The following is a 23,087-nucleotide window of genomic DNA, read 5'->3' on the forward strand; positions in this document are numbered from 1 at the left end:
TTCTAAATAAGCTTTGATTTTAGCTACTCCATTTTTACATTTGCCTTGTTATTTTAAATCAGTCTAAATAAATAGTGATGCCAAAAAAGTTATTTTTACCTACATTCTTTATCGCCTTTTCATTGTTTTCACAACAGAATATTCCACAAAAAATTGATTCCATCCGTTTAAACGAAGTGGTTCTTTCAGCTAAGGTTATTCTTGGAAGTAAGTTTGAAGCAAAGAATAGAACAGGTTCTGCGTATTATATTTCTCCTGAAGAGATTAAAAGATTTAATTACACAGATGTCAATAGAACCCTAAGAAGTGTACCCGGGGTAAATGTTTATGAAGAAGATGGTTTTGGATTAAGACCAAACATAAGCTTACGTGGCACTTCACCTGAAAGAAGTTCAAAGATTACATTAATGGAAGATGGTGTTTTAATTGCTCCCGCTCCATACAGTGCACCATCCGCATATTATTTTCCAACAATCGCCAGAATGCAAGCCGTGGAAGTACTTAAGGGAAGTAGTCAAGTGCAATATGGCCCCTATACTACTGGGGGAGCGATAAACATGCTATCAACCGAAGTGCCTGAAGACTTTGGCATTTTCTTAAATTCCAGTTATGGTAGCTTTCAGAGTGGCAGAATTCATGCCCAGCTTGGCGACAGCAAAAAGAATTTTGGTTACGCTATAGAATATCTGAATTATAATTCTAACGGGTTCAAACAATTGGATAACGGTGCAGATACCGGTTTTGACAAAAATGATTTGGTTGCAAAATTCAAGGTGAGAACCAACCCTGAGGCTAAATTAGGACAAGAATTCGAATTTAAATTTCAATATTCTGATGAAACCTCAGATGAAACCTACTTAGGGCTTACCCAAGAAGATTTTGAAAATACTCCTTTTAGAAGATATGCAGGTTCTCAAGTGGATCAAATGAATACAGAGCACCTACAATTCATGGGTACCCATATTCTTAAGTTCAATGATTATTTTAGAATAACCACCGTTGGATATATTAATGATTTTAGCAGAAATTGGTACAAATCTGACTTTATAACAATAAATGGCCAAAGAGAAGGAATAGGGACGGTATTCAATAACCCGGAAAACTTTGCCCCTTATATTGATCTTGTTAGAGGTAATACAGATAGCGGAGCAGATGATGCAATCAATGTTCGGGCCAATAACAGAAAGTATCTCTCAACAGGTGTGCAAACAAAACTTGACTATCATTGGACAGGGGAAAATACGTTTCATGATATAGAAGTAGGACTGCGATACCATTATGATGAAGAGGACCGTTTTCAATGGATTGATGATTACGGGATAACCAATGGTATAATGCAATTAACAAATGCGGGGATACCTGGGACTAATGCCAATAGAATTAGTGATGCTACCGCTTTTTCATCGTACGCGCTGTACAAGTTAAAATATAAGAACCTTACCTTGACGCCAGGTATTAGATATGAGAATATAAATCTTGGCAGGAGGAATTTTGGAAATAACGATGTTGAACGAACTGGTATCGACCTTTCGGAACGTGAAAACAAAGTTGACGTTTTTATACCCGGTATGGGTTTCAATTATAATTTCGAAAATATTTCGCTCTTTGGAGGAGTTCACAAAGGTTTTTCTCCGCCAAGCAATCAAGTGGGGGAACAACCTGAGGAAAGTGTAAACTATGAATTAGGCACGCGTTTTACATATGGTGGTTTAACCGGTGAAATCGTAGGTTTTTATAATGATTATAGCAACTTACTTGGAAGCGATTTGGCGGCTACCGGAGGCACAGGATCTTTAGATCAGTTCAATGCGGGAGAAGTAAAAGTACAAGGACTGGAAGTCCTTTTAAACTATAACCTGCTCCCAAATTCAGAAAATTTTGTTTTCCCATTGACAATTGGTTACACTTATACAGATACTGAATTTCTGAATAGTTTTGGTAGCGAAAATGATATTTGGGGTGAAGTAAATGCCGGCGATGAACTACCCTATCTTTCTAAACATCAATTAAACGCAACGCTTTCTTTTGTTCATGAAAAGTATGAGATAAACTTTAATGGTCGATTTAATGGCGCTTTTAGAACCCAAGCTGGTAGCGGAGCTATTCCAGAAAATGAAAAAGTCGATTCGAATCTAGTATTGGACTTAGGTGGCAAGTACCGTTTAGGAAAACATATTGCCTTAACAGCGAATATGATGAACTTGCTAGATGAAACTTATGCCGTGGCAAGAGTACCTGCTGGACTTAGACCAGGAATGCCTTTTGGCTTTTTTGGAGGATTAGAATTAAGGTATTAGATAAATAATAGATATTATGATTTGGAACGCCCGACTTTCGTTGGGCGTTTTTAGTGGTAAGAAGAAAAAAGTTCTGTTGCCTTGTTATAAGCTGCCTCAAAAACCATAGCGTTTACATTGGAATCTGCTTTTTCTGCGGTAAAGTAAGATAACATACGCTCGGTAGGCATATTACCGGTCAATTCGTCTTTAGCCATAGGGCAGCCACCAAAACCTTGTATGGCCCCATCAAAACGCCTACACCCCGCTTTATAAGCAGCATCAACTTTTTCGTGCCATTTTGTGGGTGTCGTATGCAAATGTGCCCCGAACTCGATTTCTGGGTATTTTGGTATAAGATTGGAAAAAAGATAATCTATGGTTTCTGGGTTTGAAGTACCCACGGTATCAGAAAGCGATAATATTTTTGCTCCCATCCCTGCAAGACGTTCTGTCCACTCCCCCACTATTTCAACGTTCCAAGGGTCACCATAGGGGTTTCCAAAACCCATTGAAATGTAAGTAACCACTTCTTTACCAGAGTTAGTAGCAATGTCTAAAATACTTTTAAGGGTTTCAACGGACTGCTCAATAGTCTTGTGCGTGTTTCGCATTTGAAAGTTCTCAGAAATTGAAAAAGGGTAGCCCAAATAATCTATTTCTTTATGCTCGCTCGCATCCGCAGCACCTCTAACATTAGCGACAATCGCTAAAAGTTTGCTATTGGTTTTTGATAAATCCAACCTACTTAAAACCGCTGCCGTATCTATCATTTGAGGAATTGCCTTGGGCGAAACAAAACTTCCAAAATCTATAGTATCAAAACCACAGCCTAAGAGCGACTGAATATATTTGACCTTCCGTTCCGTTGGAATAAATGCCTTTATACCCTGCATGGCATCTCGTGGACATTCTATGAGTTTTACTTTTGACATTCTAATTTCAAAATTACCATTATTTATCCGATAGCAGTAGATAAATAGCTATACCAACGAAAACAACAATCTGCAACCACTTAAGAAAAAAGCCGGCTTTTGGAGTTCTTAAAATATAGGTGCTAATAGCGCCTGCAAGAATGGCAATAGCTGCAAAAATCATGAAAGAAACTAGTATGAAGATAAAACCTAGAATATAAAATTGCCAAATTGTATTTAAGCTATTGCTAAAAAGAAAACCGGGAAAAAATGCTAAAAAAAAGATGGTCACTTTTGGGTTTAAGACATTCATTACAAAGCCTTTTCGAAAGAGCGCTAACACCCCCTTTTGTGGAGCTACTTCTCTATTTAGCTCAATGGTATCTCCAACCTTATAAACCAAATAAGAAAGATATAAGAGATAGGCTACACCGAACAGTTTAATAATTAAAAAGACCGTGTTATTATTCTTTATTATCGTTGAAACACCAAAAGCCAGAAAGCTGGTGTGTACCAAACAACCGGTCATTAGCCCCGCAACGGTCGCTAAACCATATTTTCTGCCATTGGCAATACTCTGGGTAAGTACAAAAATATTATCCGGTCCTGGAGATACACCAAGCGCAGCTGTGGCAAGAATAAAACCAAGTAGTATTTCGTAATTCAAAATTGAATTTTAAGTGCTCAAAATACAAATTCTATAATTTTAAAAGCTAAATTCGAGCTCCTGATAAATCAAATATGAGAATCAATCATCTAATCAGTACATTATTTTTACTAGTCTCCTTTTTCCTTATACAAGGGTGTGTTTCAATCGATGTAAAAGAAAAATCAACAATGACCACTGAAAAAATAACACAAGACAGCTTACTACGCCATATCGTACTCTTTAAATTTAAAGAAGATACAAGCGCAGAAGAGCTAGCTACTATTGAAAAGACATTTGCAGCTTTACCAGGAAAAATTCCGCAAATTGTAGATTTTGAATGGGGAACCAACAATAGCCCTGAAGGTTTGGACAAAGGTTTTACCCATTCCTTTTTTGTAAGCTTTAAAAATGAAGAAGATAGGGCTATCTATCTGCCTCATCCAGATCATAAGGCTTTTATAGCCGTTGCTTCACCTCATATTGATGATGTCTTGGTCTTAGATTACTGGGCAAAGTAAGATTTACCAAGTATATTCTGGGGGTTCAATACCATTCATTCTTAGATAAAGGTTGGCTTTAGCCCTATGATTGGTTAAATGGTCTTGTACATAAAAAAATGCGAAAGCCCTGCTTACAGTATTTCCACTATGATACATCACGCAGGTTTCATCAAGTTTTTCTTGTTCTATAGTTTTAATGATTTCTGTAGTATAGGAAAACCCTGATTTTAACAAGGCGATAATTTCAGACTTGCTAAGTTTGGAAGCATCCGGGGTATTTGGAACCACTTCCATACCTTGAACATAACGTTTGGTCAAAAGTTCTATAGTATACCCGATATGAACCATTTGCTCTGCGAAGGATTTACTTTCAGGGGTTGGTCTGAAACTATATAGTTCTTGGGGCATTGCCTCGGCAACCTCCAAGCAATGCGATTGCGCCTCTAGCCAAACGGGGAGATACATTTTTGTAAACTCGGTTTTTAGCTCGCTTTCTGGCTGACTAAATACTAAGGTGGTAGAAATTAATGCTACTAAAACTAGTGTGAATTGCTTCATTTGAAAAGGATTACTGTTCCCTTTCCAAGATAGCTTTATTGATTTTCTTAAGCAAACCCGGTCCTTCGTAGACGAAACCAGTATACAATTGGACTAGGTCCGCACCAGCTTCCAATTTTTCCAAAGCATCTTCAGCAGAATGAATCCCGCCAACCCCAATAATAGGGAATGCCTTATTACTCTTTTCTGCCAAAAAACGTATTACTTCGGTACTTCTGTTCTTTAAGGGTTTTCCACTAAGTCCACCCTTTTCTTCTGCCAGTGTTAAATGAGATTTCAAACCTTTTCTATTGATGGTCGTATTCGTGGCGATAATTCCCTCAATCTTTGTATTTGCTACGATATCAATTATGTCCAATAACTGGCTTTCGGTCAAATCGGGAGCTATCTTTAATAAAATGGGTTTCTCTTTGACATTATTTGCCTTGGCAATTTTTGAATTCTCTCGTTTTAATTGCTTTAATAGTTCTGTTAAGGGTTTTTTATCCTGTAGTTCCCTTAGTCCTGGTGTATTAGGGGAGCTCACATTTACTACAAAGTAGTCCACATGTTCAAAAAGGGCATCAAAGCAAATTAGATAATCCTTGACCGCATCTTCATTAGCAGTAATCTTGTTCTTACCAATATTTCCACCAACAATTACACGATGTTCTTTCTTAAGTCTTTCGACCGCATCAAAAACGCCGCCATTATTAAAACCCATTCGGTTAATAATTCCCTGATCATCTCTCAAGCGGAATAATCTTGGTTTAGGGTTACCTGGTTGGCCCTTTGGTGTTAGCGTTCCGATTTCAACGAAACCAAATCCAAAGTCTGAAAATTCATTAAAAAGCTTGGCATCTTTATCAAAACCTGCTGCCAAACCCACGGGATTTTTAAATTTTATACCAAAAACTTCGCGTTCCAATTTTTTGTCATCTACTAAGTACAATGACCTAAAAATCGAAGCAAAGCCCAATTTAGATAGTATTCTTATAGAAAAGAAAGAAAAATGATGTGCAGTTTCAGCATCCAATAAAAACAATAAGGGCCTAATTAGGTACTTATACATCTACTCTGAAATTTGCGCAAAAATAGAAACTCTTGCCTGGTAATCTGACATCTTTTGCTATTTTTCGTTAACAGAAATGGTCGGGTAAAGCGGACTACTAGAAATTTCATGGCAGAGTTTAACGTAAAGGCTGTATTGCTCGTCAGTAAAAATACCTAACATACGCTTATCGAGCATATGCAAATTACTTTGCATACTATCCAATAATTTCCTGTATTGGTATGACATCGTCATGAGTACTTCTGGCGAGCTCTCTGCATGCCTTTTGACCAAATTATTCGCTTGATCGATTAAAAAACTATTGCGGTATTTTAGCTCTGCCCCCCAATCTTTAAGTTTTTGAACTTGAGTAGAATCTAACTTAAAGACATTTTTAATAGTATCATCGTCTTTACCACCAATCCCCAAGTAACATACTTCTTGCGAATAGGCGGAAAAGTGCATTAGTAGCAGAAATAAAGAGAGTAAAGTTCTTATCAAATCAGTTAAGTTAGTACAACAATATAGCTGCAATCGGCTTTTTTTTTATCATATTTCCGATTTAATAAGCATTATTTTTGATGAAAAGCATGTTTTATGGAAAACCTACTACCTCGATTTTTGGAATATGTTTCAATTGATACACAAAGTGACCCTAATTCCAAAACCACCCCAAGTACAGAAAAACAGTGGAAATTAGCTAAAAAACTTGTACTTGAACTGAGTAAGATTGGCCTGGAAAAGGTCTCTATCGATGAAAATGGATATATCATGGCCACCTTGCCCAGCAATCTAAACAAAGAAGTTCCTACAATTGGTTTTATAGCGCACTATGATACCACACCAGATTATACAGGCGCTAATGTAAAACCACAAATCATTGAAAATTACGATGGTGGCGATATTGTTTTGGATAAAGCTTCAAATACAGTCTTATCGCCCGATTATTTCGAAGATTTAAAACAATATGAAGGGCAAACGCTGATTACTACAAACGGAAAGACTTTATTAGGAGCTGATGATAAGGCCGGAGTAGCCGAAATTATAACCGCTATGGAGTTTTTAATTCAAAATCCTGAAATAAAACATGGGAAAATTCGCGTAGGCTTTACCCCTGATGAAGAAATTGGTAGAGGCGTACATAAGTTTGATGTAAAAAAGTTTGGGGCAGATTGGGCCTATACGGTAGATGGAAGTCAGATCGGTGAGCTCGAATATGAAAATTTTAATGCCGCTGGGGCAAAGGTGATTATAAAAGGTAAAAGTGTACACCCAGGCTATGCAAAGAACAAAATGATCAACGCCATTGGTGTAGCTAATGAGTTCTTAAGTCTTATGCCTCCACGAGAGGTACCCGAAATGACCGAGGGCAATGAAGGCTTTTTTCATATTCATGGTATAAAAGGAGATATCGAAAATGCCGAATTCGAGCTAATTATACGTGATCATGATGAAGAGCAGTTTCAGGCGAGAAAGGGCTTGTTACGAGCTATTTCTGAAAAGTTGAATAACAAATATGGAGCGATTATTTCAGTAGAAATCAATGATCAATACAGAAATATGAAAGAAAAAATAGAGCCTGTTTTTCATATTATCGAAATTGCCGAAGTGGCCATGCTGAAAATAGGAATCGAACCTATAATTAAACCTATTAGAGGAGGCACTGATGGCTCACAATTGAGTTTTATGGGCCTGCCCTGCCCTAATATTTTTGCAGGAGGACATAATTTTCATGGTAAGTATGAATACGTGCCGCTAGAAAGTATGCAAAAAGCAGTTGAAACTATTGTGAAAATTTGCGAACTTACTGGTGAAAAATTCTAATTATGAATCGGTCTGAAAAAGTTGAGGCCTATTTTGCCGAAGAACATCATTACAAAAAAGCCATTGGTATTTTAAGGGATTTAGCCTTAAAAACCGACTTAGAGGAAACGTTCAAATGGCTTTTTCCCACCTATACCCTAAACAACAAAAATGTGCTCTCCGTTTGCAAGTTTAAGAACCATTTTGGCATTTGGTTCTTCAATGGGGTATTTCTTAATGATCCGCTTAATGTGCTGGAAAATGCGCAAGAAGGGAAAACAAAAGCAATGCGCCATTGGAAGTTTCATAGCCTTGAAGATATAAACGAAACTCAAGTTCTTGGATACATCCGCGAAGCGATTGAAAATCAAAAAAACCATAGGGTATTAGTTCCATCAAAATCGACAAAAAAAGTTGCGATACCAGAACTGTTAGCTAAAAAATTAGACAATGATAAAAAGTTAAAGCTAGCTTTTTATAAAATGAGTGATTACAAGCAAAAAGAGTTCAATGAGCATATTACGAGTGCGAAGCAAGAAAAAACCAAACTTAGACGGCTCGAAAAAATCATTCCAATGATTTTAAGAGGTGAAGGTCTTAGCGACAGGTATCGGTAAACAAAAAAGCCTATGACTAAAGTCATAGGCTTTTTTACATCTTTTTGCAAAACTATTTCTTGGCAGGAACAGGATTCAATTTTTTGCTCATCTCCATAGAAATGGCACTTCTATCAAACTTTAATCGTCCGGCCATGGTTTCAATAACACAGGTATTGTCTTTATCGTTCAATTCTGATATTTTACCATGAAGACCACTTTTCATCATCACCTTATCGCCTTTTTTTAATTCTGCTGCGAACTTCTTTTCCGCTTTCTGTCTTCTCATCTGAGGTAGAATCATAAAAACAAAGAAAATTGCAAAAATTGCTATTAAAAAAGGGAACTGTCCTAATCCTTCCATCTAGTCTATTTATCCTTTTACAGGGCCAGCTACCGCAACCGTTCCTTTAGGGTTAACAAAAGCTTTGATTCTTAACAATTCAGAACCTTTTGCTGTATTTGCGGTTACCGTAACCGTTTTTGTTACCAAGTTTTGTCCTGAACCATTAAATTTCACCAACAACTCTCCAGAATCACCAGGAGCAATAGGTGTATTTTTTGGATACTCAGGAACAGTACAACCACAACTACTTTTAGCATCAGTAATGATCAAGGGAGCATCTCCAGTATTGGTAAATTTGAAGATAGTCTCTTGCGGAGTACCTTGTTCTATGGTTCCGAAATCATGCTCTGATTTATCAAAACTCATTACAGGAATTTTCTTTTGAGCCGCATCTCTATTTGAAGCAACCTCAACATTGTCAGAATTAATCTTAGCAATTGCCTTGTCTTTACAAGAAGTCGAAATAAACAAAAGTGCAACAACACTTAGCGCTGTAACTATTCTTTTCATCTTATGAATTTTTAATTTAATGCAAAAATAACGAAATATTACTTATAACAACCCCCTGCCAATTTTTTGCAACTTTCCTTCGGCTTTATATTCTTTGACCAATTTGTCTAAGATACCATTGATAAAAATGCTGCTTTTTGGTGTAGAATATTCTTTGGCTATCTCTAAATACTCGTTTATGGTCACCTTTTCAGGTATCGACGAAAAGTTCAGTAGCTCACAAATACCCATCTTTAAAAGAATGTAGTCGATTTCGGCTATTCTATCTTTGTCCCAATTAGGGGTCTTACCCTCTATTTCTTTTTCCCATTCGGTATTCTTCAATAAAGTTTTGGTCAATAACTCTTTTGCGAAGACCATATCTTCCTCATCTTTTAACAATCGGGGTAAGAAAAAACCATCAGGCGCATCTTCTTTCACCTTTTTCAACTGTTTAAATATAAAGGTGTTTACTATAGGAATATCGTCTATCCAAGTAAGTCTATCATCCTCAAAATATTCATAAATCTTTTCGTTCGGCGCAATTACCTCCTTGTAGAGCGAAATGATAACGTCTTTGTCTTTTTGATAACTGTTTGTGGAAGACAACATGTAATTTTTATAGATATCACTAGCAATCATATCTTTAAAAATCAGCTTTACATATTCATCGTTCAGGTACCAATTTTGAAGTTTTCGCTTTGAGAACTCTTTTTGCAAGCTTTCGTTTGAAACTATCTGTTGCAAAAGCTTGTTCTTAAGAAACTTATCACGCTGAGGAAAGTTGTCATCTTCAGAAGCCATATACTTTTTAGTTGCATGGTTTACGTGTTTTTCTGCAAGCTGATGTAACTCGGTCAACAAGCTAAACATCAACAAGTAAAGGGTGTACATACTATCTATGCTATATTTCAAGAATTTCTCTTGTTTTTCCAAAGAATCGTCTTTAGACTGAATTAATGCATAAATACACTGCATTACCTTTACGCGAATATGCCTTCTTGTTAGCATTTAAAAGAACTTTAAAGTAAATATGGTCAGTAGCACATCGCAAAAGTAATGCTATATTTTCAGCATACCTAGACCAAAAAATATCTTATCAGTTTTATAACATTAGTTTTTGTGCTAATCCTATATCTTTGCCCGATTACCAATTTGACCTGTCCTTTTTTAAATTTATGAAAGAACTTAAATACCTAAATAAGTACCTTAAAAAATACTGGGTTAAAATATTTGCAGGGATACTTATTACGATTATTGCGAGGATTTTTTCTTTGGTAATGCCATCTTACGTAAACAAATCGATAAAAGCGGTCGAAAATTATATCGGTGATTCGATTTCTAAATCTGAGGCAAAAGACGTTTTACTTGAATATATACTCATAATTGTAGGGGCTGCATTGCTATCTGCGCTTTTTACTTTTTTAATGCGCCAGATGATTATTAACGTCTCGCGGTATATTGAATATGACTTAAAAAACGAAGTTTTTGACCATTACCAATTCTTAAATCTTAATTTTTACAAGCGCAACCGCATTGGAGATTTAATGAACAGAATTAGCGAAGATGTAGGTCAAGTAAGAATGTATGCGGGTCCAGCTATCATGTATGGCATTCAAACTTTGACTCTATTTGTTTGTCTAATACCGCTAATGTTTATAAAGGCACCTACAATAGCATTTTATACCCTAATACCGCTGCCCATATTATCAGTTTTAATTTATCAGATTAGCAAGGTCATTCATAAAAGAAGCACAAAAGTACAAGAGTATCTATCTACCCTTTCCACTTTCACCCAAGAATCATTTTCAGGGGTCTCCGTTATAAAGGCTTATTGTTTAGAACCTCAAATAAATGCTGAATTAAGAGGCTTGGCCAAAGAAGGAAAAGATACAAGTATGGATTTGGCCAGAGTAAACGCCTGGTTTTTTCCATTAATGATTCTTTTAATAGGTATCAGCAACATTTTTGTCATTTACATTGGTGGTAAACAATATATCAATGGTGAAATTGAATCTATTGGAATTATTGCAGAATTCATTCTCTATGTAAACATGCTTACATGGCCTGTTGCGGTAGTAGGTTGGTTAACCTCAATCGTGCAACGCGCCGAGGCTTCTCAAAAAAGAATAAATGAGTTTTTAACCGAACAGCCAACCATTAAAAATGAAGTTCTTGAGCCTACACCAATAAAAGGGAAAATCGAATTTAGAAATGTTACATTTACTTACGAAGACACCGAAATTACGGCCTTAAAAAATATTTCTTTTACTATTGAACCTGGTGAAAGCGTTGCTTTTTTGGGCAAAACAGGTTCAGGAAAATCAACAATTTTAGACTTGGTTTCAAGGCTTTATGATGTTTCTTCGGGTGAAATTCTAATCGACGATATCCCGATTAAAAAACTAAATCTTTATAGTTTGCGCAGCGCTATAGGTGCCGTGCCCCAAGATGCCTTTTTATTTTCAGACACTATAGAGAATAACATCAGATTCGGAAAAGAGGACGCCTCTATAGATGAAATTATTGAGGTCGCAAAAAAAGCGGTAGTCCATGAAAATATTATTGGTTTCTCAAAGCAATACAACACCATACTCGGCGAGCGCGGCATAACTTTAAGCGGTGGCCAAAAACAAAGGGTATCTATTGCTCGGGCACTACTTAAAGACCCTGAGATTTACCTATTTGATGACTGCCTTTCTGCTGTAGACACAGAGACCGAAGAAGAAATTTTGGCAAATCTAAAAAACGCCTCAACCGATAAGACAACACTTATTGTAAGCCATAGGGTGTCTTCTGCAAAAAACACGGATAAAATTATTGTTTTAGAGGATGGTAGTATCCTTCAAGAGGGAACCCATGAACAACTGAATAATTCTGAAGGATATTATAAAGAACTTTTCTTGGATCAATTGTCAGATAAAGATTAATCTAAAAAGTTGCTGAATTAGCTTTTTTTTTACATTTTTGATACTATTAAGTAACAGAACACTTAAAGAACACTATACCAGATGGGCGATAAAGATTTAATGGACCAGGAAGAAATTTACTCCAAAGTTCTAAGAGCAGGAAGAAGGACTTATTTTTTTGATGTTAGAAGCACAAAGGCAGGAGACTACTATCTAACTATTACAGAAAGTAAAAAGTTTACTCATGATGATGGCTCATTCCACTATAAAAAGCATAAAATTTACCTGTACAAAGAAGACTTTACGGCATTTAAAGAAATTATGGAAGAGATGATGGACTACATCATTGATGAAAAAGGACAAGAGGTCATCTCTGAGCGCCATCAAAAAGATTTCAAAAAAGAGGATGAAGAAAACGGTTCGGCGAAAGATGATTCTACTTCTGGTAATTTTACAGATGTAAGTTTCGATGATATATAAAACGCCAGAAAAAATAAATTAATAAAACGACCTGTTTCCGCAGGTCGTTTTTTATTTTTAGATAATTAAAAAATCAACCATGAAGGAATTCTTTACGCTCTTATTTTTAACAACCACTTTAGCCCTATTTGCTCAAGACAAGGTATCGTTAGATTATTATTTACCCCAAGATGTTTCTTATGATTCGACAATTCCGAAGCCCGCCGAAATTATTGGTCACGAGGTTGGTGAATGGCATGTTACCCATGACAAGCTGGTTTTCTATATGCAGGCTTTGGCCAAGGCTAGTGATAGAATGACCATCGAAACCAGAGGTAAAACTTTTGAGGGAAGGCCTATTTTATTGCTCACTGTTACTTCAGCAAAAAATCATAATAACCTAGAGCAGCTACGTAAAGACCATATCGCCTTGAGCGAAAGCGGCTCTAACAATTTAAATACTTCTGAAATGCCGATAGTGGTATATCAGGGGTTTTCCATTCATGGCAATGAACCTAGCGGATCCAATGCTTCATTGGCATATGCTTATTATTTAGCCGCAGCCCAAGGGTCAGAAATAGATGCAATGTTAGACAACATGGTAATTCTTTTAGACCCAAGTTTTAATCCTGATGGTCTGCAACGTTTTGCATATTGGGCCAATACCAATAGAAGTCAAAACCTGAATCCTGATGGCAATGAAAGAGAATATCATGAGGTTTGGCCGGGCGGTCGCACAAACCACTATTGGTTCGATATGAATAGAGATTGGTTGCCTGTACAATTACCCGAAAGTCGTGCGAGAATAAAGACTTTTCACAAATGGCTGCCAAACATCTTAACGGACCATCATGAGATGGGTACAAATTCTACTTTCTTTTTTCAACCAGGTGAGCCAACAAGGGTAAATCCGCTTACACCAAAGATGAATCAAGAGTTAACGGCAGAAATAGGAACTTATCATGCCAAAGCATTGGATAAAATAGGTTCTCTGTATTATTCTGAAGAGAATTATGATGACTATTACTACGGAAAAGGCTCAACTTTTCCTGATGTAAACGGAAGTATTGGAATCCTTTTTGAACAAGGTAGTTCTCGCGGTCACATTCAAGAAAGTGAAAACGGAATATTGACTTTCCCTTTTACAATACGTAATCAATTCACTACGGCCTTATCTACCATCGATGCAGCAAAGAATATGCGTTCTAAAATTTTGGATTACCAACGCAAGTTTTATAGCGATATTAAGAACGAAGCAGCTCGTAATAGAACAAAAGGATACGTTTTTGGCGATAGTAAAGATGCCTCAAGAGCTTGGCACTTAGCAGAAATTCTAAACCGCCATAAAATTAAATTTCATGAACTGGCTTCCGATGCTACCATAGCGGGAAAATCATATAAAAAAGGATCGAGTTATGTAGTGCCGTTAAATCAGAAAAATCCAAGATTAATTAACGCGATGTTCGAAAAAAGAACAACGTTTACAGACAGTCTTTTCTATGACGTTTCTGCCTGGACATTACCTTTATCGTTTAATCTAGATTACGCAGAATTAACCTCACTAGCAAATGCTGGTAATCAGATTACAGATTTTAAACCCCTTACGGGTTCAATTAGCCGACATAGCAATTATGCTTATTTGTTCGAATGGCATGAGTATTATACCCCGCGCGCTTTAAATGCAATTCTAGAAAAAGGCTTACGGGCAAAAACCGCGAAGTCACCTTTTAGTCTTGAGGGTAAAAATTATGATTATGGCACCATTATGATTCCTGTGCAAAATCAAAAACTAAACGCTAAAGAACTTCATAGTTTTTTAGGTAAAATTGCTGAAGAAAATCAGCTGCAAATTACAGGTGTCACTACAGGGCTCACAAAGGGAATTGACTTAGGAAGTAACGATTTCGACCCCGTTAGAAAACAGAAAGTGGCCATTCTAGTAGGCGATGGCGTGCGTTCTTATGATGCGGGTGAAATTTGGCATTTATTCGATACGCGTTATGATATGAAAATCACCAAAATAGATACTGAATATTTTAATAGTGTCGATTTGGATAAATACACCGATTTGATTCTCCCTAGCGGATGGGGCAGTAATATCTTAGATAAAAAAGGGGCTGATAAGGTTAAGGAATGGGTAAAAGATGGAGGTACGGTAATTGGTTACCGTAATGTGGCAAACTGGTACAAGAAAAATGGATTAATGAAAATGGAACTAAAGAAAGACTCTTTGGTTGCAAAAAATATTTCTTTCGACCAAAAAGGAGATTTCTTGGGAGCACAAGTTACTGGAGGCGCAATTTTTGAAGCAACGCAAGATCGCTCACACCCCATAAATTATGGCTATAAGAATACTAAAATATCCTTATTCAGAAATACCAACATTTACATAAAACCTGATAAAAATAGCTATAACAACCCGATTCAATACACCAATAGCCCGCTGCAGAGCGGTTATATTTCTGAAGAGAATGCCGAATTAATTAAAAGTAGTGTTCCCTTTAAAGTAACTCGAATGGGTAGAGGACGTGTAATTCTATTTACGGATAATACTAACTTTAGAGCATTTTGGTATGGCACCAATAAGTTGCTTATGAACGCTATTTTCTTTGGACCGATGATGTAAGCGCGAATTTTACGAAAAGAATGTTACAAAAAGCATGCAATACAATAATTAGGCATGCTTTTTTTATGGAATAGACATTCGCCAGTGCTACCAGAAAAAATAAATAGCATATCGGATAAGCTATCATTGAAAATGCAAATCGAAAGGTGCTCATAAATTCTGGTTCTGGAACCTTAGGTTTAACAAAAGTGCGCCAAACAAAAACCAATGGAAAATTGAATAAAACGAATATCCATTTCATGATTTTATTCAAAACTTGGTGTTTTGCTTCTGTTTTTAAAAACCCTTTTGCATCTAAGTTCTTAATCGAATTATTGGCTAATTCAGGGTTTAAAAAATCTATACCTTCATTCTTTAATGCGGTTAAAATATAGTCATACCCAGTTTCACTATCAATATGAGTGGTTAACTGCTTTAATTGTTTGGTTACAGTCAATTTAATTTGCGAAACCGTTTTGTTAGTGTTCTCTTCTAACAAATCTTGAACAGCTATTGGCTTACCAAAACACAGGGCCGCACTATCGGGAAAACTAGCTGCCGATTTATAGTTTTGACCTACAGGAACTAAATTTATATCCAACTCCGGATTTTTTTCCAAGGCTTTAAATATTATTCGGGTAAAACCCTTACTTAAAGGCCTTACCCGACGTTTTAAATTGTGGTTTGCTTCAGGAAAAATGAGCAATGTTTGTCTATCTGCCAATAAATCTCCACAACGATTGAAGATAGCCTCATTTTTTGCTAAAGTATCCTTCCCATCCCGCATCCGGTAAATAGGTAACATCTGTAAAAAATAAAACAGAGGACTAAAAAGCTTATTCTTAAAAACATCTGAACGTGTTAAATACCAAGGTTTAAGATTACTTTTTGCAGCAATTAGCAATACATCTAACAAAGCGTTCTGATGATTGGAAAGAAGGAGTGTCGGTTTATTAGATGGCATATCATCCAAACCAGTAATCCTTATTTTCTTAAAATAAAAAAAGAGACCTAATGAGATCCAATATTTAAAAAAATAATACCCGATTTGCCTCAAACTAATTCTTCTTTTTTAATTGGTTTATAACCCCACACACTTGCCAACACCAAACCTGATACTAAATGCCATATACCCCAAAAAGCGGTCAATAGGGCCATTCCACCTAATCCATCAAAAAAAGTGAAGATCAACAACAATCCCAATCCAGAATTTTGAATACCTGTTTCAATAGTAATACTCTTTACATTCTCTTTAGAAAAACCCATAGCTGTAGCCAGTGAAAACCCAGTTAAGAAAGCAAGTAGGTTGTGAAGTATTACAATCCAAAAAACATAGAACACATATTCTAAAAAAATATCCCTGTTTTTATAGAGCGCCAAAAAAATCAATGTTACAAAAAACAGTAGCGATACTATCTTAAAAACCTTGGCCAATTTAATGGCCAACCGAGGTTTTAAATAGTTGACCAACATACCTAAAACTAATGGAAGACCTAGCAGTAATGCTACCAGTTTTATCATTTCTATTGAAGAAATAGCAACTTCTTTCAAGAGAATTCCGGTAGGTTCATAAAGTGAACCCCAAAATTGAAGGTTGAGCGGCGTCATCACTATGGCTAACAAGGTTGCTATAGCGGTCAAGGTAACAGAAAGGGCAGTATTACCCTTAGCAAGATGCGTAATAAAATTAGAAATATTGCCTCCTGGGCAAGCAGCGACCATAAACATCCCCAATGCAATACTAGGCAGTGGTCGCAATAGCCAAATCAATAAAAAGGTCACAAAAGGCAGCACTAAAAACTGACTAAATACGCCTGTAATTACGACTTTCGGTTTTTTAAATAGTTCTTTAAAATCCTTTACTGAGATTTCTAAGGCAATTCCGAACATCACTAGGGCTAAAGCCATATTCAAGGTCCAAAGCGTGCTAGGGTCAAATTTTATATGAACGTTATCTATGATTTGCTCCAAATAATAGTCATTTTTGGTCGGTTAGGCATATTAAAATAGAATGCAATAACATCTAAGATAAGATATTCGCTAATAAGGTCTGTAACCGCATTCCTATTAAGGAACTAACTCAAGGTGAAATTTAATTACCCGCGGTTCAATCGATAAGAATTAACTTTGCATTGAAAATAAATAACTGAGAAAATAATGGCGAGAACACCGAGCAATATGCTGGCCCTAGGGACTAAAGCACCTGATTTTGAGCTTTTTGACACTGTTAGCGACACTGTTTTAGGTTTACAACAATTAAAAGGCGAAAAAGGTACCGTAGTAATGTTTATCTGTAACCATTGCCCTTTTGTCATACATGTGAATCCAGAGATAGTACGGTTAGGAAATGCTTACCAAAAAAAAGGAATCAGTTTTATTGCGATTTCAAGCAATGATGTGGAAAATTATCCTCAAGATGCTCCGGATTTAATGACTAAGGTGGCAAAGCAGGAAGGATACCCATTTCCTTACTTATATGATGCAAGTCAAGAGACTGCCAAGGCTTATAATGCAGCTTGCACTCCAGACTTCTATTTGTTCGATTCTGATTTAAATCTAGCATACCGCGGTCAACTGGACGATTCTAGACCAGGAAACGGAATACCCTTAACCGGCAACGACCTGCGTAATGCACTGGATAGTCTTTTAAATAATAAAGCAATTGATGAAAATCAAAAACCAAGTATAGGCTGCAATATAAAATGGAAGTAACCATTGATGCTGTTACAAAGGAAAATATTAATGATTATATAGCTGTTGGTAAACAATCATACAAAGAGCACTACCTCCACCTATGGCAGAATAACGATCCAACTCCATTTATTGATGCATATCTTAAGAAAGAACCTATTTTAAAGGCACTGAAAGACCCTAAACAGCTATTTTATTTGATAAAAGCAGGCACTAGCAATGTGGGCATTTTAAATCTTACTTTTGACGTAGAGCAAGAAAAGAACATCCCTAAACGGAATCTTTTACTTAATAAAATCTACTTGCTCAAATCATATTCGGGGATGGGTATAGGTAGTAAAACATTGGAATTCGTTTATGATTTAGGTAAGAAATACCAAAAGAAAGTTCTTTGGTTGTATGCCATGAAGAAAGGTAGGCCTTTAAACTTTTATAAAAATCATGGCTTTGATGTACTCAAAGAAGCTTTTATTCATTTACCCCATGTTCTTGACGAAGAAAAAGAAATGTGGCTAATGGTTAAAAAACTTTAGCTACCAAACATTTCTTTCTATGAGATTTTTGATATGTGCAAAATGATGGCTTCCGTGCCAGGCATAGCGACCTACATTTTCGGCTAGCGTAGTTTCTTGGTTACCTTCAGGATGCGTGAATTTTCTCTGCAAGTCTTCGACCGAAAGGCCTTTTAACAAATACACTAGCTTAGCATGTACAGCACTTAAATGATTTAAAGACATTTGAATAGGTGCAGTTTTAGCATCGAACAAGTTGGACCATTCTTTTTCGAAGTAGGGTTTTATTATTGGGTTATCTTCAGTCAGTGCCCATTTGAAACGGATATAGCTATGATGATGACTATCTGAAATATGATGAACTACCTGTCTAACAGTCCAACCTTCTGGTCTATAAGGAATCTCTAATTGTTCTTCCGAAAGGCCCTTTACCAATGCCTCCAATTTAGCGGGCAAGTGTTCCAGAATTGCAATCCAATCATTTAAATGTTCGGTAGTTATCGGCTTTGGTATCTCGTATTTACCAATGGGGTATTTTAAGTGCTCCAAGGTATCTTTTTCCATATTTTAAACTACAATTTCTAGTTAGACTTTCACTTTATTTAATAGAAAACTTACAAAGAATTAAAATAAAATTCCTCATTACCAACAAATTAATTGTATTTTTGCACCTCAATTAATTTTTTTTAATATTTATTATGAGTAAAGGAACAGTAAAATTCTTCAATGATTCTAAAGGTTATGGTTTTATCACTGAAGACGGTTCAAACACAGATCACTTTGTACACATTTCAGGCTTAATCGATGAGATTCGTGAAGGTGATGTTGTAGAATTCGAACTACAACAAGGTAAAAAAGGATTGAACGCCGTAAATGTACAAGTTATAGATTAAGGTAAACAGCACACTTTTTTATAGTATAAACCCCCGCCAAACGGCCGGGGTTTTTTATTTTCATTTTGTTTAACTTTTTACGCAACCAATACAAAATATTGCCTCTTATTGTTAAACAATATAAGTTTCCCAGACTTTAAATGAAGATAACCATGATTACCTTTTTTGGAATACTTTCTATACTGCTTGCCATTAATATTTTTATGTTATTTGCGAGTATTAGTAAATCTAAAAAATAAGTAGGGTTTTTCTGCGTTAAGTTGTTATACGTGAAAGCGTCATTTTTTGTAAAAAATAACCGATATCCTTATGAACACATTCTTTACGATTCTACTTTTTTTACTGATCATCAATATTTTTTTATTATTGGTCAGTCTTAATAGTGCAAAATAAAAAAGCCTCCTGAAATAGGAAGCTTTTCTTTTTTAAAGTCTTTTACGCTCTACTATTTGACATCCATCAATTCAACATCAAATATTAAAGTTGCATCTGGTGGTATCACTCCCCCCGCACCGGAACTACCATAACCTAAATGCGACGGAATTACAAAGCGGGCCTTATCACCTACTTTCAATAATGCAATCCCTTCATCCCAACCAGATATTACCTGCCCTACGCCAAGTTGAAAATCTATTGGTTGATTTCTTTTAAAAGAAGAATCAAAAACCTGCCCGTTTGGCAAACTACCTTCATAATGAACCGACACGGTCTTCCCCTTTTCGGCTTTGGCACCAGAACCAGTTTGAATCATTTTATAACGCAATCCAGATTCGGTTTTATCAAAACCGGCAGCCAGCTTCTCCATGGCAGCTTCGGCTTTAGCTTTTTCTTCTGCAATTCTTTTTGCGCGAGAGCCTTCAAAAGTGCGGAAAGCTTCAATTGCATTCCAATTTTCTGCCTCAACTCCAGACCTAACAATTTCTAAACTATCTATCGTATCTCCTTGAGCTATAGTATCTACAATTTCTTGTCCGTGTTCAACATGGCCAAAAACCGTGTGCTTATTGTCTAACCAAGGTGTTGGCACATGAGTGATAAAAAATTGACTTCCATTTGTACCTGGGCCAGCATTTGCCATAGATAAAACTCCTGGCTCAGAGTGATTCAGTTCAGGATGAAACTCATCATCGAATTGATATCCTGGGCTTCCAGTTCCGGTTCCTTGCGGGCACCCTCCTTGTATCATGAAATCTGGAATTACCCTATGAAATTTTAGACCGTCGTAATAAGGTTTACCCTGTGGCTTGGCCTTATTTTCCATATCTCCCTCGGCAAGGGCAACAAAGTTACCTACTGTTCCTGGGGTTTTATCGTGGGTTAATTTTACTAAAATCTCGCCTTTTGTAGTATTAAATTTTGCGTAAATACCGTCTTGCATCGTACTCATTTTTATTGAGCGGCAAAGGTAGGGGTTTTTAGACTTTATGAAAATTTCTTGGACAAAAGCTTTTCTACAGAAATTTTGAAAAATGAGAATACCTGAGCGTTGTTTAGAAATCTACCATAAAAATATAGTGATATCCCTGTCAGAAAAAAGATAAGACTCAATAAAATCTAGCCAAAATCACCCTTTCACCTTCTTTTGCTGTTGAAAACCGTACTTGTCGACCAAATACACCAAGCTGGCCATAGTTGCAGCACCCAGTTCTAATTCTCTTTTGTTAACGTGTTCAAAAGTATCGTTCTCAGCATGATGATGGTCAAAATAACGTTGTGAATCGGGTCTTAATCCTGCAAGTACTAATCCTTCATCTTTTAAAGGCCCTATATCGGCACCGCTTCCCCCTTTAACGAACATATGAATCAAATAGGGCTCGAAAAGACTCTTCCAACCCAAAATCTGTTTAAAATCTTCATCTGAACAATCAAAAGAAAAGCCACGAGGCGTAAATCCGCCAGCATCACTCTCAAGGGCGAATACATGATTTTCTTTTTTGCTTTTGGCCACTTCAGCATATTTATTTCCTCCTCGTAGACCATTTTCTTCGTTCATAAAAAGAACCGCACGTATGGTTCTTTTTGGTTTATACCCACTTGCTTTGATTAAACGAAGTACATCCATACTCTGTACCACCCCCGCACCATCATCATGAGAACCGTCACCTAAATCCCAAGAATCTAAATGGCCACCAACGACCATAACCTCGTTAGGATATACCGAACCCCGTATTTCACCTATAACATTATACGATTCTACATCGGCATATTGTCTACAATTCTGTTTGAAGTAAAATTTCACATCAGGATTCAACTTTAACGTCGTACTAAGTAATTCTGCACCCTTGGTACTAATTGCGGCTGCAGGTATTCTATTTGCAATTGATGTTTCGCCATAACCCATAGAACCGGTATGTGGATAATCGTCTAAGCGCAAATTCATAGACCTGACAATTACCCCGGCAGCACCATATTTTCCTGCAGCTTCAGCGCCTGAGTAACGCTGATCTACACAACCTGAATACGCTTCAAAAGTGCTTATTTTCGTGGGATCCATGGGGCGATTAAAGAAGATTATTTTCCCTTTTATTTTTTCTGCCCCTAGGGTTTCTAAATCTTCAATACCCTGAACTTCAATTACATTTCCCTTTAATCCGCCATCTGGTGTCGCAACAGAACCACCAAGTGCACAAATGGGCACATTGGTAGTTAAACCTGGCTTAGTTTCTATATAGGCAAATTCGGGAGTTCCCCTGGTCCACTTTGGCACCATAACCGGTTGTAGCCAAACCCTATCCAACCCAAGAGAATCCATCTGCCTTTTTGTATATTCTACAGCCTGTTGTGCTTCTACGGAGCCTGACAAACGCCCACCTATTTGATTCGATAGGTAATTTAACCATTCATACGCCTTGCCATCGGTTAAAGCCTTATCATATATCGCTTTTAGCTGTTTTTCATCATCAGACTGCCCAATTGTCGAGCCCGAAATACACAATACAATAAGTAATACTAGAATTCTCATTTGTTTTCTTTTTCCAATTCTTCTTTGAAGTTCTCCAAGTTAGCCTTTATTTTTTCGTCTAACTCGGGCTCCTCAATATCTTTGTATTTTTTTAACGCTTCCAAAAGGATAGAAGCTACGGTCAAACGCGCTGCTTTCTTATTATCTGCAGGAATAATGTACCAAGGGGCATGCGGTTTTGAGGTTTTATTTATAGCCTCTTCATAACACTCTTGATATAAGTCCCAAAGCTTGCGCTCTTTTAAATCACCAGGGGAAAATTTCCAATTTTTTTCTTTTAGCTCCAATCTTCTTAGCAAACGCTGTCGCTGTTCTTCTTTTGAAAGATGTAGAAAGAACTTAAAAATCAATGTACCATTTTCGGAAATATGCTTTTCAAAATCATTGATTTGGCGGTATCTATTATCCCAAAAATTCTCATCAATATCTGATACATTATTGATACCCGGAATGTTTTCACCTAAAATATATTCTGGATGGACCTTTGTAACCAAAACGTTCTCATAGTGCGTACGGTTAAATACACTGAATTTGCCCCTTGCCGGTAACGCAATATAATGTCGCCACAAATAATCATGTTTTAGCTCAAGTTCTGTAGGCACTTTAAAACTATGGACTACTACGCCTCTAACATTGAAATCTTTAAATACTTCGCGTATTAGACTATCTTTCCCAGAAGTATCCATACCCTGTAAACAGACCAAAACACCATATTTACCGTGAGCATAAAGAGTGTCTTGAAATTTACCCAATGCTTCTCTTACATCTTCTAGTTCTTTCTTCAGTTCTTTATCAGAGCGCCCTAAATCTTGTAAAGTATCAATTTCTGAAAGCTTCACTTGCCCTTCTATGCGAAAGCTTTTTTCTTTTAATTCATTCATAAGAGGTAAGATAC

24 protein-coding genes are annotated in these 23,087 nt (G+C 36.6%); 10 read left to right on the forward strand and 14 right to left on the reverse strand.

The window, feature by feature from the left end; all coding sequences use genetic code 11:
• Positions 1-77: 77 nt before the first annotated feature.
• Positions 78-2,297 (forward strand): TonB-dependent receptor family protein, encoded by a 2,220-nt coding sequence (locus ACFSQJ_RS02750; RefSeq protein WP_377765346.1) that lies wholly within the window; start codon positions 78-80, stop codon positions 2,295-2,297.
• Positions 2,298-2,347: 50 nt separating this feature from the next.
• On the opposite strand, the gene ACFSQJ_RS02755 is transcribed toward ACFSQJ_RS02750, so the two are convergent.
• Both ACFSQJ_RS02755 and ACFSQJ_RS02760 read right to left on the reverse strand, forming a co-directional pair.
• Positions 2,348-3,211 carry a hydroxymethylglutaryl-CoA lyase gene (locus ACFSQJ_RS02755; RefSeq protein ID WP_377765347.1) on the reverse strand — a complete coding sequence of 288 codons (864 nt, stop codon included), beginning with the start codon at positions 3,209-3,211 and terminating at the stop codon, positions 2,348-2,350.
• Between the two features lie 19 nt (positions 3,212-3,230).
• A complete protein-coding gene (locus tag ACFSQJ_RS02760) occupies positions 3,231-3,857 on the reverse strand; it encodes a LysE family translocator (protein ID WP_377765349.1) in 627 nt (208 codons plus the stop codon).
• Positions 3,858-4,027: 170 nt separating this feature from the next.
• Here ACFSQJ_RS02760 and ACFSQJ_RS02765 point away from each other — a divergent pair, with 170 nt between their 5' ends.
• Complete coding sequence (locus ACFSQJ_RS02765; protein ID WP_377765351.1) at positions 4,028-4,357, forward strand: Dabb family protein; 330 nt, start codon at positions 4,028-4,030, stop codon at positions 4,355-4,357.
• Positions 4,358-4,360: 3 nt separating this feature from the next.
• Here the strand turns inward: ACFSQJ_RS02765 and ACFSQJ_RS02770 are convergent, their stop codons facing one another.
• Genes ACFSQJ_RS02770 through ACFSQJ_RS02780 form a run of 3 tightly spaced genes read right to left on the reverse strand, consistent with a single transcriptional unit; the run spans position 4,361 to position 6,428 of the window.
• The gene (locus ACFSQJ_RS02770; protein ID WP_377765352.1) at positions 4,361-4,897 is read right to left on the reverse strand and encodes a DinB family protein; all 537 of its coding nucleotides are present in this window, start codon (positions 4,895-4,897) and stop codon (positions 4,361-4,363) included.
• A 10-nt stretch (positions 4,898-4,907) separates the two neighbouring features.
• Positions 4,908-5,948: a quinone-dependent dihydroorotate dehydrogenase gene (locus ACFSQJ_RS02775; protein WP_377765354.1), complete on the reverse strand. Its 1,041-nt coding sequence runs from the start codon at positions 5,946-5,948 to the stop codon at positions 4,908-4,910.
• A gap of 57 nt (positions 5,949-6,005) precedes the next feature.
• On the reverse strand, positions 6,006-6,428 hold the full coding sequence (locus ACFSQJ_RS02780) for a hypothetical protein (protein WP_377765355.1): 423 nt from the start codon (positions 6,426-6,428) through the stop codon (positions 6,006-6,008).
• 96 nt (positions 6,429-6,524) lie between these two features.
• On the opposite strand from ACFSQJ_RS02780, the gene pepT reads away from it, so the two are divergent.
• Both pepT and ACFSQJ_RS02790 read left to right on the forward strand, forming a co-directional pair.
• A complete protein-coding gene (gene pepT / locus ACFSQJ_RS02785) occupies positions 6,525-7,751 on the forward strand; it encodes a peptidase T (protein WP_377765357.1) in 1,227 nt (408 codons plus the stop codon).
• 2 nt (positions 7,752-7,753) lie between these two features.
• A complete protein-coding gene (locus tag ACFSQJ_RS02790) occupies positions 7,754-8,347 on the forward strand; it encodes a YdeI/OmpD-associated family protein (protein WP_377765358.1) in 594 nt (197 codons plus the stop codon).
• Between the two features lie 52 nt (positions 8,348-8,399).
• Here the strand turns inward: ACFSQJ_RS02790 and yajC are convergent, their stop codons facing one another.
• Genes yajC through nusB form a run of 3 tightly spaced genes read right to left on the reverse strand, consistent with a single transcriptional unit; the run spans position 8,400 to position 10,172 of the window.
• On the reverse strand, positions 8,400-8,690 hold the full coding sequence (yajC, locus tag ACFSQJ_RS02795) for a preprotein translocase subunit YajC (RefSeq protein ID WP_377765360.1): 291 nt from the start codon (positions 8,688-8,690) through the stop codon (positions 8,400-8,402).
• Between the two features lie 9 nt (positions 8,691-8,699).
• The gene (locus ACFSQJ_RS02800) at positions 8,700-9,182 is read right to left on the reverse strand and encodes a DUF1573 domain-containing protein (protein ID WP_377765361.1); all 483 of its coding nucleotides are present in this window, start codon (positions 9,180-9,182) and stop codon (positions 8,700-8,702) included.
• 42 nt (positions 9,183-9,224) lie between these two features.
• Positions 9,225-10,172: a transcription antitermination factor NusB gene (nusB, locus tag ACFSQJ_RS02805; protein ID WP_377765363.1), complete on the reverse strand. Its 948-nt coding sequence runs from the start codon at positions 10,170-10,172 to the stop codon at positions 9,225-9,227.
• 167 nt (positions 10,173-10,339) lie between these two features.
• Between nusB and ACFSQJ_RS02810 the strand changes: the two genes are divergently transcribed.
• From ACFSQJ_RS02810 to ACFSQJ_RS02820, 3 genes are all read left to right on the forward strand, one after another.
• A complete protein-coding gene (locus ACFSQJ_RS02810) occupies positions 10,340-12,091 on the forward strand; it encodes an ABC transporter ATP-binding protein (protein WP_377765365.1) in 1,752 nt (583 codons plus the stop codon).
• Positions 12,092-12,172: 81 nt separating this feature from the next.
• Positions 12,173-12,550 (forward strand): PUR family DNA/RNA-binding protein, encoded by a 378-nt coding sequence (locus ACFSQJ_RS02815; protein ID WP_377765366.1) that lies wholly within the window; start codon positions 12,173-12,175, stop codon positions 12,548-12,550.
• A 79-nt stretch (positions 12,551-12,629) separates the two neighbouring features.
• Positions 12,630-15,155 (forward strand): M14 family zinc carboxypeptidase, encoded by a 2,526-nt coding sequence (locus ACFSQJ_RS02820; protein ID WP_377765367.1) that lies wholly within the window; start codon positions 12,630-12,632, stop codon positions 15,153-15,155.
• On the opposite strand, the gene ACFSQJ_RS02825 is transcribed toward ACFSQJ_RS02820, so the two are convergent.
• The gene (locus ACFSQJ_RS02825; RefSeq protein ID WP_377765369.1) at positions 15,130-16,191 is read right to left on the reverse strand and encodes a 1-acyl-sn-glycerol-3-phosphate acyltransferase; all 1,062 of its coding nucleotides are present in this window, start codon (positions 16,189-16,191) and stop codon (positions 15,130-15,132) included. The genes ACFSQJ_RS02820 and ACFSQJ_RS02825 overlap by 26 nt on opposite strands.
• Positions 16,188-17,105: a bile acid:sodium symporter family protein gene (locus ACFSQJ_RS02830; protein WP_377765370.1), complete on the reverse strand. Its 918-nt coding sequence runs from the start codon at positions 17,103-17,105 to the stop codon at positions 16,188-16,190. Before ACFSQJ_RS02830 ends, ACFSQJ_RS02825 begins: the two co-directional genes overlap by 4 nt.
• A gap of 186 nt (positions 17,106-17,291) precedes the next feature.
• Between ACFSQJ_RS02830 and ACFSQJ_RS02835 the strand changes: the two genes are divergently transcribed.
• Together ACFSQJ_RS02835 and ACFSQJ_RS02840 are read left to right on the forward strand one after the other, a co-directional pair.
• Complete coding sequence (locus ACFSQJ_RS02835) at positions 17,292-17,846, forward strand: thioredoxin family protein (RefSeq protein WP_377765372.1); 555 nt, start codon at positions 17,292-17,294, stop codon at positions 17,844-17,846.
• Positions 17,837-18,358 carry a GNAT family N-acetyltransferase gene (locus tag ACFSQJ_RS02840; RefSeq protein WP_377765374.1) on the forward strand — a complete coding sequence of 174 codons (522 nt, stop codon included), beginning with the start codon at positions 17,837-17,839 and terminating at the stop codon, positions 18,356-18,358. Before ACFSQJ_RS02835 ends, ACFSQJ_RS02840 begins: the two co-directional genes overlap by 10 nt.
• On the opposite strand, the gene ACFSQJ_RS02845 is transcribed toward ACFSQJ_RS02840, so the two are convergent.
• Positions 18,359-18,901 carry a YfiT family bacillithiol transferase gene (locus ACFSQJ_RS02845; protein WP_377765376.1) on the reverse strand — a complete coding sequence of 181 codons (543 nt, stop codon included), beginning with the start codon at positions 18,899-18,901 and terminating at the stop codon, positions 18,359-18,361. It lies immediately after the preceding gene.
• 134 nt (positions 18,902-19,035) lie between these two features.
• On the opposite strand from ACFSQJ_RS02845, the gene ACFSQJ_RS02850 reads away from it, so the two are divergent.
• Positions 19,036-19,230 (forward strand): cold-shock protein, encoded by a 195-nt coding sequence (locus ACFSQJ_RS02850; RefSeq protein WP_275648494.1) that lies wholly within the window; start codon positions 19,036-19,038, stop codon positions 19,228-19,230.
• A gap of 445 nt (positions 19,231-19,675) precedes the next feature.
• On the opposite strand, the gene ACFSQJ_RS02855 is transcribed toward ACFSQJ_RS02850, so the two are convergent.
• The 3 genes from ACFSQJ_RS02855 to ACFSQJ_RS02865 all read right to left on the reverse strand — a co-directional run bounded on the left by ACFSQJ_RS02855 (position 19,676) and on the right by ACFSQJ_RS02865 (position 23,073).
• Positions 19,676-20,608, reverse strand: a complete 933-nt coding sequence (locus ACFSQJ_RS02855; protein WP_377765793.1) for a peptidylprolyl isomerase — start codon at positions 20,606-20,608, stop codon at positions 19,676-19,678.
• 186 nt (positions 20,609-20,794) lie between these two features.
• Positions 20,795-22,192: a M20/M25/M40 family metallo-hydrolase gene (locus ACFSQJ_RS02860; protein WP_377765378.1), complete on the reverse strand. Its 1,398-nt coding sequence runs from the start codon at positions 22,190-22,192 to the stop codon at positions 20,795-20,797.
• The gene (locus tag ACFSQJ_RS02865; protein ID WP_377765379.1) at positions 22,189-23,073 is read right to left on the reverse strand and encodes a PPK2 family polyphosphate kinase; all 885 of its coding nucleotides are present in this window, start codon (positions 23,071-23,073) and stop codon (positions 22,189-22,191) included. Before ACFSQJ_RS02865 ends, ACFSQJ_RS02860 begins: the two co-directional genes overlap by 4 nt.
• Between the last annotated feature and the right edge of the window lie 14 nt (positions 23,074-23,087).

The organism is Croceitalea marina, from assembly GCF_042684265.1.
Taxonomy (GTDB): Bacteria; Bacteroidota; Bacteroidia; order Flavobacteriales; family Flavobacteriaceae; genus Croceitalea; species Croceitalea marina.

Excerpts from the sequence above, each read along its gene's own strand:
- ACFSQJ_RS02750 (WP_377765346.1), top strand. The coding sequence starts at position 78 with ATGCCAAAAAAGTTATTTTTACCTACATTCTTTATCGCCTTTTCATTG.
- ACFSQJ_RS02755 (WP_377765347.1), bottom strand. The coding sequence starts at position 3,211 with ATGTCAAAAGTAAAACTCATAGAATGTCCACGAGATGCCATGCAGGGT.
- ACFSQJ_RS02765 (WP_377765351.1), top strand. The coding sequence starts at position 4,028 with ATGACCACTGAAAAAATAACACAAGACAGCTTACTACGCCATATCGTA.
- ACFSQJ_RS02770 (WP_377765352.1), bottom strand. The coding sequence starts at position 4,897 with ATGAAGCAATTCACACTAGTTTTAGTAGCATTAATTTCTACCACCTTA.
- ACFSQJ_RS02775 (WP_377765354.1), bottom strand. The coding sequence starts at position 5,948 with ATGTATAAGTACCTAATTAGGCCCTTATTGTTTTTATTGGATGCTGAA.
- pepT (WP_377765357.1), top strand. The coding sequence starts at position 6,525 with ATGGAAAACCTACTACCTCGATTTTTGGAATATGTTTCAATTGATACA.
- ACFSQJ_RS02790 (WP_377765358.1), top strand. The coding sequence starts at position 7,754 with ATGAATCGGTCTGAAAAAGTTGAGGCCTATTTTGCCGAAGAACATCAT.
- yajC (WP_377765360.1), bottom strand. The coding sequence starts at position 8,690 with ATGGAAGGATTAGGACAGTTCCCTTTTTTAATAGCAATTTTTGCAATT.
- ACFSQJ_RS02800 (WP_377765361.1), bottom strand. The coding sequence starts at position 9,182 with ATGAAAAGAATAGTTACAGCGCTAAGTGTTGTTGCACTTTTGTTTATT.
- nusB (WP_377765363.1), bottom strand. The coding sequence starts at position 10,172 with ATGCTAACAAGAAGGCATATTCGCGTAAAGGTAATGCAGTGTATTTAT.
- ACFSQJ_RS02810 (WP_377765365.1), top strand. The coding sequence starts at position 10,340 with ATGAAAGAACTTAAATACCTAAATAAGTACCTTAAAAAATACTGGGTT.
- ACFSQJ_RS02815 (WP_377765366.1), top strand. The coding sequence starts at position 12,173 with ATGGGCGATAAAGATTTAATGGACCAGGAAGAAATTTACTCCAAAGTT.
- ACFSQJ_RS02820 (WP_377765367.1), top strand. The coding sequence starts at position 12,630 with ATGAAGGAATTCTTTACGCTCTTATTTTTAACAACCACTTTAGCCCTA.
- ACFSQJ_RS02835 (WP_377765372.1), top strand. The coding sequence starts at position 17,292 with ATGGCGAGAACACCGAGCAATATGCTGGCCCTAGGGACTAAAGCACCT.
- ACFSQJ_RS02840 (WP_377765374.1), top strand. The coding sequence starts at position 17,837 with ATGGAAGTAACCATTGATGCTGTTACAAAGGAAAATATTAATGATTAT.
- ACFSQJ_RS02845 (WP_377765376.1), bottom strand. The coding sequence starts at position 18,901 with ATGGAAAAAGATACCTTGGAGCACTTAAAATACCCCATTGGTAAATAC.
- ACFSQJ_RS02850 (WP_275648494.1), top strand. The coding sequence starts at position 19,036 with ATGAGTAAAGGAACAGTAAAATTCTTCAATGATTCTAAAGGTTATGGT.
- ACFSQJ_RS02855 (WP_377765793.1), bottom strand. The coding sequence starts at position 20,608 with ATGCAAGACGGTATTTACGCAAAATTTAATACTACAAAAGGCGAGATT.
- ACFSQJ_RS02860 (WP_377765378.1), bottom strand. The coding sequence starts at position 22,192 with ATGAGAATTCTAGTATTACTTATTGTATTGTGTATTTCGGGCTCGACA.
- ACFSQJ_RS02865 (WP_377765379.1), bottom strand. The coding sequence starts at position 23,073 with ATGAATGAATTAAAAGAAAAAAGCTTTCGCATAGAAGGGCAAGTGAAG.